The 14793-nt window shown below is 55.1% G+C and carries 14 protein-coding genes and 1 pseudogene; 1 reads left to right on the top strand and 14 read right to left on the bottom strand.

Annotation, left to right across the window (positions count from 1 at the left end; genetic code table 11):
* Positions 1-184: 184 nt before the first annotated feature.
* Positions 185-1777 carry a phosphoglycerate dehydrogenase gene (gene serA / locus AC0YNU_RS09870; RefSeq protein WP_475755722.1) on the top strand — a complete coding sequence of 531 codons (1593 nt, stop codon included), beginning with the start codon at positions 185-187 and terminating at the stop codon, positions 1775-1777.
* 228 nt (positions 1778-2005) lie between these two features.
* Here the strand turns inward: serA and AC0YNU_RS09875 are convergent, their stop codons facing one another.
* The 14 genes and pseudogenes from AC0YNU_RS09875 to ribH form a co-directional block, all read right to left on the bottom strand.
* Positions 2006-3436, bottom strand: coding sequence for an ATP-binding protein (locus AC0YNU_RS09875; RefSeq protein ID WP_475755724.1), 1431 nt, complete (start codon positions 3434-3436; stop codon positions 2006-2008).
* Positions 3437-4153, bottom strand: a complete 717-nt coding sequence (locus AC0YNU_RS09880) for a response regulator transcription factor (RefSeq protein ID WP_475755726.1) — start codon at positions 4151-4153, stop codon at positions 3437-3439.
* A gap of 92 nt (positions 4154-4245) precedes the next feature.
* Positions 4246-5505: a cytochrome c biogenesis protein CcsA gene (gene ccsA, locus AC0YNU_RS09885; RefSeq protein ID WP_475755728.1), complete on the bottom strand. Its 1260-nt coding sequence runs from the start codon at positions 5503-5505 to the stop codon at positions 4246-4248.
* Positions 5502-7166, bottom strand: a complete 1665-nt coding sequence (gene resB / locus AC0YNU_RS09890) for a cytochrome c biogenesis protein ResB (protein WP_475755730.1) — start codon at positions 7164-7166, stop codon at positions 5502-5504. Before resB ends, ccsA begins: the two co-directional genes overlap by 4 nt.
* A gap of 19 nt (positions 7167-7185) precedes the next feature.
* Positions 7186-7713 carry a redoxin family protein gene (locus AC0YNU_RS09895; RefSeq protein WP_475755732.1) on the bottom strand — a complete coding sequence of 176 codons (528 nt, stop codon included), beginning with the start codon at positions 7711-7713 and terminating at the stop codon, positions 7186-7188.
* Positions 7714-7807: 94 nt separating this feature from the next.
* Positions 7808-8548 carry a pseudouridine synthase gene (locus AC0YNU_RS09900; protein WP_475755734.1) on the bottom strand — a complete coding sequence of 247 codons (741 nt, stop codon included), beginning with the start codon at positions 8546-8548 and terminating at the stop codon, positions 7808-7810.
* A gap of 153 nt (positions 8549-8701) precedes the next feature.
* Positions 8702-9238, bottom strand: coding sequence for a spore maturation protein (locus AC0YNU_RS09905; protein ID WP_475755736.1), 537 nt, complete (start codon positions 9236-9238; stop codon positions 8702-8704).
* Positions 9231-9911 (bottom strand): nucleoside recognition domain-containing protein, encoded by a 681-nt coding sequence (locus tag AC0YNU_RS09910; protein WP_475755738.1) that lies wholly within the window; start codon positions 9909-9911, stop codon positions 9231-9233. The genes AC0YNU_RS09905 and AC0YNU_RS09910 overlap by 8 nt, the downstream gene beginning before the upstream one ends.
* Before the next feature lie 138 nt (positions 9912-10049).
* Positions 10050-11156 carry a D-alanyl-D-alanine carboxypeptidase family protein gene (locus AC0YNU_RS09915; protein WP_475755741.1) on the bottom strand — a complete coding sequence of 369 codons (1107 nt, stop codon included), beginning with the start codon at positions 11154-11156 and terminating at the stop codon, positions 10050-10052.
* Positions 11157-11410: 254 nt separating this feature from the next.
* The gene (gene ytfJ / locus AC0YNU_RS09920; protein WP_475755743.1) at positions 11411-11863 is read right to left on the bottom strand and encodes a GerW family sporulation protein; all 453 of its coding nucleotides are present in this window, start codon (positions 11861-11863) and stop codon (positions 11411-11413) included.
* An 86-nt stretch (positions 11864-11949) separates the two neighbouring features.
* Positions 11950-12648 (bottom strand): DUF2953 domain-containing protein, encoded by a 699-nt coding sequence (locus AC0YNU_RS09925; protein WP_475755745.1) that lies wholly within the window; start codon positions 12646-12648, stop codon positions 11950-11952.
* Between the two features lie 244 nt (positions 12649-12892).
* Positions 12893-13489 (bottom strand): annotated as a pseudogene (gene scpB, locus AC0YNU_RS09930) (SMC-Scp complex subunit ScpB); the annotation flags it as partial.
* Positions 13455-14234 (bottom strand): segregation and condensation protein A, encoded by a 780-nt coding sequence (locus AC0YNU_RS09935; protein WP_161696423.1) that lies wholly within the window; start codon positions 14232-14234, stop codon positions 13455-13457. The pseudogene scpB and the gene AC0YNU_RS09935, both read right to left, overlap by 35 nt.
* 70 nt (positions 14235-14304) lie before the next feature.
* Positions 14305-14775 (bottom strand): 6,7-dimethyl-8-ribityllumazine synthase, encoded by a 471-nt coding sequence (gene ribH / locus AC0YNU_RS09940; protein ID WP_475755747.1) that lies wholly within the window; start codon positions 14773-14775, stop codon positions 14305-14307.
* Positions 14776-14793: the final 18 nt, after the last annotated feature.

Consider the following 14793-nt stretch of genomic DNA (forward strand, 5'->3'; position numbering starts at 1 on the left):
CTATAATAGGAGGAACATTAAAGCAGCCTGAATTTAGCTGGTTCCACAGGATTCAATCATAAGCTAGACGTGTGATCGTGTGAACAGACTCTCGCCTACGACGCTGCGCTACGCGGCGGGATGGACGAGGGTCTTTCACTTCTACTATACACCCATCATACAAACGCTCAGGAGGCAATCCAACATGTTTAAAGTATTGGTCTCAGATCCGATCAGCGATTTAGGCATTCAAAAGCTCGTGGATGCGGAGGATGTCGCTGTCGACAAAAAACCGGGTCTTAGCGAAGACGAGCTCGTCGCCATTATCGGCGAATACGACGCTCTGCTCGTTCGCAGCCAAACCCGCGTAACCGCCCGCATTATGGACGCCGGCAAACAGCTTAAAGTCGTCGGACGCGCAGGCGTCGGCGTCGATAACATTGATTTGGAAGCAGCTACCCAACGCGGCATTATCGTTATTAATGCGCCGGACGGCAACACCATTACGACTTGCGAGCATACGTTTGCCATGATGATGGCGGTTGCCCGCCATATTCCGCAAGCTTACTTGAAAACGGTCGGCGGCGAATGGGACCGCAAATCGTTCTTGGGCGTCGAGCTTCGCGGCAAAATCCTGGGCGTCATGGGCATGGGCCGTATCGGCAGCGAAGTGGCTAAGCGCGCCAAAGCATTCGGCATGGATATTTGGGGCTATGATCCATTCCTGACGGAAGAGCGCGCGGAGAAGCTCGGCGTTCGCCTCTCGAGCGTGGACGACATCGTCCGCAACGCAGACTTCATGACCGTTCACACACCGCTAACGCCAGAGACGCGCCATATGATTTCCCGTCCTCAATTCGAGGTCATGAAGAAAGGCATGCGCATCGTCAACTGTGCCCGCGGCGGCATCATCGACGAGCATGCACTCGTGGAAGCCGCGGATCAAGGCATCGTTGCAGGCGCAGCATTCGACGTATTCGAGGTCGAGCCTCCCGCAGCGGATCATCCGTTCCTGAAGCATCCGAAAATCATCGTTACCCCGCATCTCGGTGCATCCACCGTCGAAGCGCAGGAAAACGTAGCGATCGACGTTTCCGAGCAAGTGCTGAACATTTTGCGCGACAAGCCGTTCATGAACGCCGTGAACATGCCTCCGATTCCAGCGAACGTCTTGAGCATTCTGCAGCCTTACTTCACGCTCGGCGAGAAGCTCGGAAGCTTCGTATCGCAGCTGACCGAAGGCGCCGTCGATGAAATCACGGTTAACTATGCCGGCGAATTGGCTGAAGTCGATACGCAGCCGTTGACGCGTTACATCGTACGCGGCGTGCTCGCCCATCACCTCGGTTCGGACCAAGTTAACGTAGTTAACTCGATGCATCTGGCCAAAGAACGCCATGTGAATATCGTCGTGAACAAATCGCATACAGCCCGCGACTTCACGAATTCGATTACGGTTACGCTTCGTTCGAAAGTGGCGACGCGGATCGTAACGGGCACGATGCTGACCGGTTACGGTCCGCGAATCGTACAAATCGACCGTTTCCCGGTAGATGTCGCGCCGGAAGGCAACCTGATTCTCATCTCGCATAACGACAAACCAGGCATTATCGGCAGCGTCGGCATGCTGCTTGGCAACAACGGCGTCAACATCGCAGCGATGCAGGTTGGCCGCGAGCTGGCAGGCGGATCGGCTATCATGGTGCTGACTGTCGACAAGGGCGTTTCCAAGGATGTCATCACCGAGCTCGTCAAACTGCCGGATCTTAATAAAGCGAAAGAAATCATTCTTTATTAAGCCCGGTACGCATAATATCAGACAAAGAACGCCTTTCCCTTCGGGGAAAGGCGTTCTTTTTATACCAATGGGGCGATTGCGCGAAGAAAATGTTTCACGACCAACAAGATTTGTCTACTTCCTTCAACAAGATACGACTTCCGCGCAGCTCTCTCCGACATTCGCACGTCGCCTTTTATTGATGGCCGGCGATACAACAAGAGCGCTCCGATGAACGGAGCGCTCTTGTCAGGAGACCTTCGGATCGACCGGCAGCAGCACGGTGAAGACCGTACCGACGCCGACTGTGCTTTCTGCGCGAATTTGACCATGATGCGATTCGATGATATTCTTCACGATCGCGAGGCCAAGCCCCGTGCCGCCGGAGGAAGCTCCGCGCGTGCGCGCTTTGTCCGCCTTGTAGAACCGTTCGAAGATGTAAGGCAGATCCTCACTAGGAATCCCTTCGCCTTCGTCCCGTACCTTAATCTCCACGCTGGCTTGACGATTGACGGTCACGGATCGAGCGCAAAGCGCGATATGCGCTTCCTGCGGGGTATGCCGGATCGCATTGCTTAACAGGTTCGTCAACACCTGCTCCAGCCGGTCTTCGTCCCCTTCGGCTATCATAAGGGGCTCGTCAGCAAGCTCGATGTCCAGCTGGATGTTCTGTTCTTTCGCCAAGCCTTGGAATTTGCGGTGCACCCGCTTGAGCAGCATCGTCAAATCCGTCGGCTCGAGATTGATCTCTAAATGTCCTGCTTCCATACGCGCCAAGTCCAGCAGATCCTTCACCAGCCGCCCCATTCGGAGCGACTCTTCGTTGATGACCTGGGCAAGCTCCCTCCGCTCTTCCGGCGAAGCCGCAATATCATCCAACAGGGCTTCGCTGTAGCCCTGCAGCATTGATAAAGGGGTGCGGAGCTCATGGGAGACGTTAGCGACGAAATCGCGCCGCAGTTTCTCAAGCTTCGATTCCTCGGTTACGTTACGCATAACCGCTACGGCGCCGCGCACGGCATCGTTGGATTTCAGCGGTGCCATGACGACCGACCATACGGCACTTTGCACATGCACTTTGTCCGTCAAGTCTCTGCCTTCGCGAAGTACTTTCAGGTATAGATCGAACAAGGGGCCAGGTACCTGCGAACGCATTCGGGCATCCTCTGTCCATTCCAGCTCCAGCCAACGGTCGACCAGCTGCTGGCCACTCGGATTGGAGAGAATAACCTGCCCGGACGTATCGAACGTTACGACGGCGTCGGCCATGCTGCGATGCACGCTCGCCAGATGCTCTTTCTCGTGGTTCAAGTCGCGGATCAGCGTCTCCAGCTCGACGGCCATATTGTTGAACGTATTCGCCAAATCCCCAATCTCGTCCGTTGAGCGAATCGGCACGCGAGTGCGGTATTCGCCTTGCGAGATCAGATCGGCCGCTTTCTTCATTTGAAGCAGCGGCTGGGTGATCTTGGTGGAGAGAAAGAACGCGAAGAACGTGGATAACAAGAACCCGATGATCGCCGTATAGACGAACAGCACCTTGACCGCATGGGAGTTCGATTTACTGAACGCGATGTCAATGTACTGCAGCAGAAACATGCCCAGAATAAGCAAAACGGCTGCCACGAGGGCAATGATGGTAAGCCAAAGCTTACCGACTACGCTGCGCCAAATAACCACTTATTTGGACACCTCGAGCTTATAGCCGACGCCCCACACCGTCGTAATCATCATCGCCGCTTCCGGGGACACTTTGTTCAGCTTCTCGCGAAGCCGTTTGACATGCGTATCCACTGTACGGAGATCGCCGAAAAACTCGTAATTCCATACATCCTTCAACAGCTCTTCACGGGAAAATACTTTATCCGGCGAAATGGCCAAATAGTGCAGCAGCTCGTATTCCTTCGGCGTCAGGCTCACTTCTTGGCCGCCCGCCATGACACGGTGCGCATCATGCTCGATGATGAGATGCGGGAATACGATATTGTTGCTCGTCAGCGCTTCCTTCGTCAGGAAAGCAGTTGCCGACGAACGCCGCAGAATGGCCTTGACGCGATAGATGACTTCGCGGGGACTGAACGGTTTCACGACGTAATCGTCCGCGCCGACCTCGAAGCCTTGCACGCGGTTCATTTCCTCGCCTTTGGCGGTGAGCATAATAACAGGCGTCGCTTTCACTTGGCGCAGACGCGTGCATACCTCGATGCCGTCCATACCGGGAAGCATCACGTCGAGCAGGATCAGATCAAACTCGCCGACGGTCGCCATCCGAAGCGCGGATTCGCCGTCCTCTGCTTCCTCGATCAGATAGCCTTCCTTCTCCAGGTACATTTTGAGCAGCCTGCGGATTCGTTCCTCATCGTCAACGACGAGAATGCGGTGAAGTTCTTCGGACATCTAGCATGTCTCCTCTCGGAAATAGAGTTCCAAACTGCGCTGCAGGCGCGCGCCTCATGAGACGCGCGCCTGGTTGCAGGTCACAATTTCAATTATACACCCGCGTACGAGTGCAGGCCGACGAGGACGAGATTGACCCCGATCAGCGTAAACATAACGACGACGAAGCCGATGACCGCCAGCCATGCGGACTTGGAACCGTGCCAGCCGCGCGACAAGCGGAAATGCAGATAAGCCGTATAGTAGAGCCATGTAATGAGTGCCCATACTTCCTTCGGATCCCAGCCCCAGAAACGCGACCAGGCGATGTAGGCCCAAATCATGGCGAATATCAAAGCGCCGAGCATGAAGATCGGATAGCCGATCGCGATGGCGCGATAGCTAATTTCGTCGATATCATCCTCGTCGATACCGTCCATAAGCGGATGGATAGCAGCGCCGATCCGTTTCCGAAGCACGAGCCGGAGCAAACCGTACAGAATGGATCCGTTGACGATCGACCAAGTAATCGTATTCAGCTTACGTGCCGCGTCAACGCCATGCATCCAATGCGGCGTCTCGAACAGCGGTTTATCGATGCCCAGGAACGAATCGATCGTCACGACTTGGCTGTTGTAAGGCTTGAAGATCGGCGGCAACGAGTATTCGACCGTGTTGACCGTGGAATTCTCGACGCCGCTGTCGTCGATCGTGACCGTCTCCTGCTTGAAGCTGGCTTCGTAGCCCGCTCCGCGGAATCCGAAGACGGATCCGATGAATGCGATGATGACAATGATCACGTATAACGTGAACTCTACCCAGCGTTGTTCGCGTCTTGCGCGTTGATCCGTTTTCTTGAAATCAACCGTGCGAAGCAGATACATAAGACCTGCAGCGAAGCCGACTGCGAAGAACGCTTCGCCCGTCGCGGCTGTCGTCACGTGAATCTTCAGCCAGTAAGACTGCAAAGCCGGAATGAGCGGTTGCACTTCTTGCGGAAACACGGCCGCATAAGCGACGATGATGACCACGAGCGGAAGCGTGAACAACCCGAGCAGCGGCTTGCGATAAATCGCGTCGACGACGATGAACGCCGCCATGATCGCCATCGCGAGAAACGACATGAATTCGTACATGTTGCTCGTCGGAATGTGGCCGCCGCCGGACCAGCGCGTGAAGAAGAACGTCAGATGAGCAAGGAAGCCCAGCAAGGACACGATATACGCGACGCGGCCCCACCGTTTGATATGCTCCTCCGGACTGCGCTTGCTCCATTTCTTGCCGAGGGCGGATACCCCGTAAAACAAAAATCCGAAGCAGTATAGAAAGAATGCGACGATAAACGCGTCGCTGCTGAAATCAAGCAAACTCACGATTTGTTCCTCCCGTTATCGAGCGACTTCGGCTCTACGACGATGCCTATACCGCGCAGAGCGGACGTGACCTCGGCACGCATGCCGTAATTATTCTTGTTCGTATGGGCGCCGAGCGTCACGCGGCCGTTGTCAAGACGCAGCCAAATCCGGCGGTGCTGCCAATAGGAGCCCAGCAGAAGGCCGAACATGGAAATGCCCGCACCGACCCAAATATAAGGCATCGCCCGGTCGTACCGGATGTTAAGCGAGGTTTCCACCGGCGTGAATTCGACGCCTTCCATCGTCGGCACTTTCAATTCGAAACGTTCGGCCAGCTTGCCGTTAATGACGTTCTGGCTGAAGCGCTCCTTGTCATTTTGTTTCGGGAAGTACATATACGGCTCGCCTTTGTCAGACAGGTCAGGACCTTTCAGCAGGAACACGAATGCCGGCGCATTCGGCTCGCGCGACTTCGTCGTCGGCTTGCCGTCCGAATTCAGGGCGAAATCCATATACGATTGACGAAGCTCCAGCGTATAAGGTCCAAGCTCATAATTGAGCTGCGGATTACGCATATCGAGTTCGAACGGACCGTAGGATTTTCCCGTTTTCTTATCGACAAGAACCGGGTGGACCGCTTTCAGCTTCGGCGTGTCGTCGAACCCGAACTGGTACGCCTTAATGCCATTATAGGAAAGCGGATCGTTCACGATAATGTTGTGCCGCTTCACTTCCGTCAGCTTCGGCTCCTTCGACGGATCGTCGCAGTCCGCGGCGCAGGTGTACAGGATGGCCTGCGTTTCGTAAAGCTTCGCCCGTGCCGTGCCCTGCAATTCCGTCGGCAGCTCAGCGTCCGTGTAGTAATCGATCGTGAATTTCTCGTTCTTGACGTAATACTTCGTCTCCGGAACCTTCACCGTGGCGCCTTCCGCGACCGTCACATAGTTGTCGATCGACCAGCCGGGCAGCGTGCGAAGCAGCACCGCAAGGAGGAAGATGATCAAGCCGATGTGATTGACGTAAGGACCCCAGCGGCTGAAACGGTTCTTCTCGGCCAACAGCGCGCCGTCTTCCATATGAACCTTGTAATGCTTGCGTTTCAGCTGCTTGGCCATATTGTCCGTCCATGCGTCCGCCGGACCTTCAATTTCGCCCGTATACACCGTTTTCTGACGGACCAGAAACTGTTCATGCTTGCGTATTTGCTGCTTGTTGAGCGCCCGATACAGCGGAAGGACGCGGTCCAGGCTGCAAATGACGAGCGAGGTGCCGATCATGACAAGCAAGCCGATGAACCACCAGGATTCGTAAGTATTGGAGAAACCAAGCTTATAATACCATTTGCCGATCCAACCGTATTTGCCTTCGTAATACGTCGTTGGATCGAAGGAGATAAAGGCGTTTTCCTGCGTGAATATCGTGCCGATCATTGCCGCGATGAGCGTGATGACGATTAAGCGAACGGCGACCTTCACGGACGAGAAGAAATTCCACACCCGGTCGATCGGATTCGGATTGGCCTTCTGCGAGCGCCGCGCGATGCCGTCATAACGCATCTCCAGCGGAGCTTCGCTGCTCTCCTCCTCCGGATCGAGCGGGTAGCCGCAGTTCTCGCACAGCACCGTACCGGTCGGGTTCTGATGACCGCAATCGCATTTCGTGTTTTCAAAAGCTGACAAAGCAAAAAACCTCCCCGGACTAGGACGCCAACAGTTTCGTGATGCGCTCGTCCATGTCTTGTTCACCCATCGGTCCGATAAAGACATCCATGATCGTACCGTCTGGCTTCACGAAGAAGGTGGTTGGATACGACTTAAGCCCATATGCGCTTTCGACTTGCCGATTGTTGTCCTGCAAAATCGTATAGCTGACGCCATACTGTTTAATAAAATTGTTAATCGTTAACCGATCCTCGCTCAAATTGATCCCGACGATTTCAAACGGCTTGTCCCCGTGCTTCTTGTACTGTGCTTCCAAATCCGGCGTTTCCGTCACACATCCCGGGCAGAAGCTGCCCCAGAAATTAATCACGAGCGCCTTTCCTTTGTAATCCTCGAGACGATGCGTCTTGCCGTCCGCGTCTAAAAGCGCGAATGCGGGCGGTTTCGAGCCTTTCTTGGGGAGACCGCCGCCGTCCGCAAACAACGAATTGCCGATGGCATAGCCGCCGAGAACGATAACGCCGAGGAAGATCAGTACTTGAATGAGTCTGCGGTTTGATTTCATATCCATACACCGCCTGTTCGTTAGCTGCCATGCTGCTGTTTCCGTACTCTCATTATAACGAAAATCGGACGGCAATTGAGGTTGCCGCCGCTTGTTATTTTTGAATTTTATGTGTCTTGACAGCTGCCGAGCGGAGATCTTGCACCTCTCTCGGCGTCAAGTGACGGAACTTGCCGCGAGCCAAACCGTGCAGGCCCAGTTCGCCAAAACGAATCCTTCGGAGCAGGATGACGGGATGATTGATGGCGTCGAACATGCGGCGCACTTGCCGGTTGCGGCCTTCGTAAATCGTAATCGTAATCGTAGACTGGTTCTTCTCCGTATTCACGTCGTGGTATTCCACCTCGGCGGGAGCCGTCATTCCGTCCTCAAGCAGAATGCCTTGTTTCAGCTTATCGAGCGCCGTGCCGTGCGGCACGCCTTTCACCGTTGCCCAATACGTCTTCGGCACGTGATGGCTGGGGTGCGTAAGCAGGTTGGCGAATTCCCCGTCATTGGTCAGCAGAAGCAGACCTTCGGTATCGTAATCCAACCGGCCGACGGGATACACTCGTTCCTTGATGCCAGGCAAATAATCAGAGACGATCTTGCGTCCCTGCGGGTCGCTTGCGCTCGTAATGACGCCTTTCGGTTTATGAAGCATCAAGTACAGCTTGCTTTCCCCTTTGATTACGCGTCCATTCACGGATATAACATCCACTGCCGGATCGGCTTTAGCCCCCAAGGTCGTAACGGTCTCCTCGTTGACCTGTACTTTTCCGGCGAGAATTAGCTCCTCGCATTTGCGGCGCGAAGCAACACCAGCCTGCGCCAAAATTTTCTGTAAACGTTCCAATGTTTTCACCTCACCCCCCATCATACCCTAAATCGACATATGAAAGAAAGTGCACAAGCAGGCAAACGTTCCCTGCAATAAGCAAAAAGCCCTGCCTGTCCGTTTCGGCCTTGAGAGGTCGATACGGACAGCAGGGCTCCGGTACTATGTAAGCTAAGCGCCGAAAACGAATAAACAAATGATAATAGCTGCAAAAAAGCCGACCAAGTCGGAAAACAAACCGACTTTAAGCGCATATTTGCTCTTGCGGATGCCGACTGCGCCGAAGTAAACCGTCAGGACGTACAGCGTCGTGTCGGTGCTGCCCTGCACCGTGGAGGAAATTCGTCCGATCATGGAATCCGGGCCGTAGGTCTTGATCAGCTCCGTCGTGAACGCCAGCGATCCCGCTCCCGTAAGCGGCCGCAGCAGGCCGAGCGGAAGCACCTCGCTTGGAATGCCAAGGCCGTCGAACAAAGGACGAATGAGACTTGCCATCATATCCATGGCCCCGGATGCGCGAAACATGCTGATCGCGACCATCATGCCGACAAGATGCGGGATAATATTGATCGCAGTACCGAAGCCGTCTTTAGCGCCATCGATGAAGGTTTCGTATACGGGTACTCGTTTGAAGGCGGCATACAAGGGAATGAACACGATCATGAACGGAATGAGCCAGGCAGAAATCGTCGTTACCCATTCATACAACGGCCTCACCCTTTCCCTGACCGAAGCCTCCGGAATCCGAGCCCGGCGGTCCTTGCGCCATGGTGCCGTCTCGGCCGATATCCTTCGGCGGCCTGCGGTTGTACCGATGCCTGTACCAGCGGTCGGCCATAATCGCCGCCGCCGTAGCCACCAGCGTCGCTGCCAGCGTAGTGCCGACGATCTCTGCTGGATTGACTGAGCCGTACGTCATCCGGATCGCGATCAAAGTCGTCGGGACGAGGGTGATGCTCGAGGTATTGAGCGCGAGCAGCGTGCACATGGCCGCGGAGGCCGTTTCTTTGTGCGGATTCAGCTTCTGCAGCTCCTGCATCGCTTTGATCCCCATCGGCGTTGCCGCATTGCCAAGGCCAAGAATATTCGCGCTCATGTTGCTCATGATGTAGCCAAGCGCCGGATGTCCTTTGGGGACGTCCGGGAACAGGAAACGGACCGCGGGTTGAAGCAGGACGGCGATTTTGCGGAGCAGTCCCGCATCCTCGCCGATCCGCATCAGCCCTAGCCAGAACACCATCACGCTAATTAAGCCGAAGCTGACGGTCACGCCGCTTTTGGCACCCTCGAAGGCAGCCTCCGTGAGTGCTTCCATGCGTCCGTTCAGGATCGCGGCCACGAAGCTCACCGCGATGAAGAAGAGCCAAATGAAATTAACCATCCCGCCTCCTCCTTCCTTATTGAAATACGCGAACCTTATCCGCCGTTACTGCATGTTTCCATAAGCTAACGCGGCACCTGACTTCATTGTCTAACGCCATTACCTGACTCCGTTGCTCAACGCCGAGATCAAACGCAGCTACTTGCCGTTCCCTCTTGCTCCAGCTCGTCCTCCCGAAGCACCGGCCGGCTTGTTCGGACCGATCCGCGCGTCCTGGGATTCATAGACCGGAGCCGTCCCGACTTTGGCATCCCCTATGAACCACTCCATCGTGCCGCGTTCGCCCAGCAAATACGCCGTGGAGCGCGTATTCAGCAGCGTCAGCCTGGATTGCAGCTGTTCTTTCTCGCCTTCCGCGAACGGATAACGCAGCGTGCGGCCGACTGCGAACGGATAACCGCTCACCGGTTGTCCTTTATGTGCGATTTCGCTGAGCGGAAAATAGTTAAAGCCATAATTGAGCATGTGCATATGATCGTTCCAATCGTTGCGATCATTGATCGTAACCGCAACCAGCTGCTGCCCGCCGCGGGTCGCCGAGCTCACGAGACAGCGAAGCGACTTCTTGGTATAGCCGGTCTTCACGCCGTCCGCGCCTTCGTACATGGCCAGCATTTTGTTTTTGTTTTTCCATACATAGTCCCACGGATCGTTCGGATTCGGTGCCGATTTGCTCTTCGTCTTCACGATTTCCTTGAATACGGGATTCTTCAGCGCGTATGCGGCGAGCTTGGCCAAGTCGTTCGCCGAAGAATAATGCCCATTCGCGTCCAAGCCGCTCGGATTCATGAATTGCGAATTCGCCAGTCCCAGCATCTCGGCTTTGGCGTTCATCATATGGACGAAGCCTTCCTCCGAGCCGCCAACATGTTCCGCGATAGCCGTTGCGGCATCATTGCCGGAGCGGAGCATCAGTCCGTACAGCATATTGTGCAGGCTCATTTTCTCCCCGCGCCGCAAATAAATCGAGGAGCCTTCCTTGCCTGCCGCGCGAACGCTCGTCTCGACCATATCGGACAGCTTTCCGTGCTCGATGGCAACGATCGCCGTCATAATCTTCGTCAAGCTGGCGATCAGCATCGGCTTGTCTCCATTGTGGCTGTACAAGATTCGGCCGGATTCCACGTCGATCAGTGCGGCACCTACCGCCCCGGTACTCATCGTTTCCGGCTTCGCTGCCGCTGTACCAGCTAATCCAGTCAAAAGCAGCGCCGAAACGGCAATTACAGTCAATCGTTTCCTCAAGCAGGCGAGCCTCATAGTTGTCCTCCTTCAAGATGTCGTAACTCGTCATGTTCAAGGCAAATCGGGCTGTGCCCTCCTTTTGGCGGCGCAGCGTTTTTCATTCCGAAGAAATACAAGCGGGCGTACAAGGCGAACCTTATACGTTCTTGTATTTCAAGTATATGAATCAGCCCGGGATATATCCCAACCTGTCCTAAAAAAAGAAACCGTCCTCGAATGGACGGTTACGGTGATGCGCAAGTTTACCGTCGTCGTTAACGGACGTCCATGCTGTCGATGAGCACGGAATCGACATCGGCCGATGACTGGTCTTTTTTGAACATGCTTTGAATCTTGTCGAACACCTGAGGAGCGGAATCGATGACACGCTCCATGAGATGCGTCTGATTGTCGAGCGGCACGATGCGCACGCCGTGCGTGCCCACCACCAGAAATGCGATCGGCGTAATGGAGACGCCGCCGCCGCTGCCGCCGCCGAACGGCAGCTGAACGGATGCGTTGTGCGCGTCCGAGCCGTTCTTGCTCTGATCGTCCATGCGGATATCGCTGCCGCCCGCCACGAACCCGAAGCCAACTTTGGAGATCGGCATAATGACGCTGCCGTCCGGAGTTTGGACCGGATCGCCGACGATGGTGTTGACATCCACCATTTCCTTGATGTTTTCCATAGCCGTTTGCATCAGGCCTTGAATCGGATGGTCTGTCATCAAATAAAGTCCTCCTCAAATCAAAATCAGTCAAATACTGCGCCTTGCCGTTTCTAGCGTTCCCCCGTCCGGAGGGCATTATGTAATCAGCCGCGAAGCAAAATCCGCTGCCAGCCGATGATGCCTCTCGGCACCCCTTTGGCCGCGTGCTTCATTTTCACGGCCAGCATAATGCCCGCGAAGATGGCATAACCGAAGGATACTTTGGCCGTAAACTGGCCTTCCGTGGAGAAGTACGTTTGCTGGTACACCGGCTGCACCGACATCACCGGATCGGTCTGGAGGCGAATCAGCTGCGACAACACGCCGATGGCGGTCGTCTTCGCCGACCAAGCCATGCCGGTCAACATAGCCGTCCACATGGCGTCGCCAGTACCGACGGCACTCGTCCATTTCCATTCGGTCACCCGGACATGATTCAGCGTTCTGCGGACCCATCCGAGCAGGTCATCCGTATGCTGAAGCAGCGCATGTGCCCAATTGATCGATTTGAGGATGCTGCTCGTATTGACGTTGCTCTTCTTGACGCTGGAATCGCTGCCCCCGATGTTCTCGGCCGTCAACTCCCGCTTCAGCTCCATGCCTAAGCCATGGACCTTCATCTCGGGCAGCTGCCAATGATAATGGACGATGCCGAACAAAGCCCGAATGCGCAGTTCGGCGTCGTCATCTTCACCGAGCCGCTTGATACGGCCGCGGATCACAACAGGCGACAAGGCAATGGCCAGCAATAGCAAAAAAATGAGACCTGCCGCGATCATCCATCCGAACGGGTAGCCAAGCATGGCGTATCCCCTCATTTCCCTGAGTTGGTCGGATATAGTATGACCTTGCGAGCAAATCTCATTCGATTAATTTCATGCGTTGTTATTCGTTCTCCGGGACCGGAATGCGTTCCGGTTTCGGTTCTGTTTCCAGCTTTTCGAGCAAGGTTTCCAGTTCTTCGCGATCTGCTTCCTCGTCCGTCTCCGCTTCCGCCTTAAACTTGTCTTGCCGCTCTCCGCCAAGCTCGGAGTCGAGATCGGCGAACGACATTTCCTCGATGGTCATTTGGCGGCCTTCCAGACGTTCGAAGAGCAGCTGGGTTTGATCCTCCAAATCGTCATCCACAAGCGAAGACGGTTCCGGCAGCGCTTCAAGGCTCGCTAATCCGAAATAATCCAGGAATGACTTGGTCGTACCGTATAGAATCGGACGCCCGATCTGTTCGGCACGGCCGACCTCCTCGATCAAATCCTTGCTGACCAGCGACTGGAGCGCACGGTCGCATTTGACGCCGCGGATCTCCTCGATCTCGACGCGCGTAATCGGCTGCCGGTAGGCAACGATCGATAATGTCTCAAGCGCTGCTTGCGACAGGCTCGAGCGCGTCGGCGAATAGGCCATCCGTTCGAAATACACCGTATGGTCCGGATTCGTCGTCAACCGGTAAGCGCCGGCGACGAGCGACATCTGAATGCCGCGCTTCTTCGCTTTCAGATCCTTCATTAGATCCTTGGCCATATCCGCCGCCACCGCCGCATCCATCTGAAGGATATCCGACAGCTGCCTCGCCGTCAGTCCCTCGTCCCCTGCCATGAACAGCAGTCCCTCAATAATCGACTTCAGCTTCGAATAATCCGCCATCGGTCGTCTCCCCCCTCCAATGCACGACGATATCGTCAAACAAGCTGTGCTGAAAACAACGAATATGTTTCATCTTCATCAGCTCGAGCAGCGCCAGGAAGGTGACCACAATTTCATGCCTGCTCATATCGTCGCGGATCAGCTTCGAGAAGCGAACGGTTTCGAATTCCCGTAGCACGTCGATGATATCGCGGATCCGGTCCTTAACCGAAATTTCATCCCGGTGGATGGTCGCGATCACGTTGCGCCGCGTTGCTTTGCGGAGTGCTTTCTGGAAAGCCGCGATAAGGTCGTTGACGCTGAGTCCCTTGACGGGATTGTCCGGCACGGCCTTCATGAACGGCGACATATCCTCCGGTTCCTTCGTATACACGAGGCTCCGCTCGAATTCCTGCTCTCGAAGCTGTTCGGCAATCTGTTTGTATTTCCGGTATTCCACGAGCTTCGCGATCAGTTCGTCGCGCGGGTCGAGCCCGTCGTCCGGCCATTCCTCGTAATCATCCTCGATGATCGGCGGTTTCGGAAGCAGCTGCTTGCTCTTCATCGACAGCAGCGTTGCCGCCATGACGAGAAACTCGCTCGTGACCTCAAGCTCCAGCTCCTGCATCGCATTCAAATAATCCATATATTGATCCGTAATCTCGCTGACGGAAATCTCGTGAATGTCGATTTCGGCCTTATCGATGAGATGAAGGAGCAGATCGAGCGGTCCTTCGAACGATTCCAATTTATACGTCACCGCCATGGTGCAGGCCCACTCCCAGAAAAGTAATAATGTGCTGTTTCGTGCCGAAGCCAGCCGCTATATAAGCCGCTTAGCCTTGAAGCACTTTCGTCAAATTCGCCATCTCGATTGCCGTAACCGCAGCTTCCCAGCCTTTGTTGCCGGCTTTCGTGCCTGCGCGTTCAATTGCCTGCTCGATGGAATCGACAGTCAGCACGCCGAATACGGTCGGTACGCCGGTCTTCAGTCCGACGGAAGCAACGCCTTTGGCCGCTTCGTTGCAGACGTAGTCAAAATGCGGCGTGGACCCTCTGATGACGGCGCCAAGGGTGATCACGGCGTCGTATTTGCCGCTCTCGGCCATTTTCTGTGCGATCAGCGGAATTTCGAACGCGCCCGGCACCCAAGCGATATCCACTTCTTCGTCATTCGCGCCGTGACGCTTGAACGCGTCAAGCGCGCCGCCAAGCAGCTTGCTGGAAATAAACTCATTGAAACGTCCGACGACGACGCCATATTTTAAACCCTCGGAAATTAAATGTCCTTCGAATACGTTCGGCATTGTTCTGTCATCCTCTCT

The organism is Paenibacillus sp. J31P316 (assembly GCF_056269105.1).

Coding starts and splice junctions, on each gene's coding strand:
- AC0YNU_RS09935 (WP_161696423.1), bottom strand. CDS start 14,234: ATGGCGGTGACGTATAAATTGGAATCGTTCGAAGGACCGCTCGATCTG.
- ytfJ (WP_475755743.1), bottom strand. CDS start 11,863: ATGACAGACCATCCGATTCAAGGCCTGATGCAAACGGCTATGGAAAAC.
- ribH (WP_475755747.1), bottom strand. CDS start 14,775: ATGCCGAACGTATTCGAAGGACATTTAATTTCCGAGGGTTTAAAATAT.
- serA (WP_475755722.1), top strand. CDS start 185: ATGTTTAAAGTATTGGTCTCAGATCCGATCAGCGATTTAGGCATTCAA.
- AC0YNU_RS09895 (WP_475755732.1), bottom strand. CDS start 7,713: ATGAAATCAAACCGCAGACTCATTCAAGTACTGATCTTCCTCGGCGTT.
- AC0YNU_RS09880 (WP_475755726.1), bottom strand. CDS start 4,153: ATGTCCGAAGAACTTCACCGCATTCTCGTCGTTGACGATGAGGAACGA.
- AC0YNU_RS09925 (WP_475755745.1), bottom strand. CDS start 12,648: ATGCTTGGCTACCCGTTCGGATGGATGATCGCGGCAGGTCTCATTTTT.
- AC0YNU_RS09910 (WP_475755738.1), bottom strand. CDS start 9,911: ATGGTTAATTTCATTTGGCTCTTCTTCATCGCGGTGAGCTTCGTGGCC.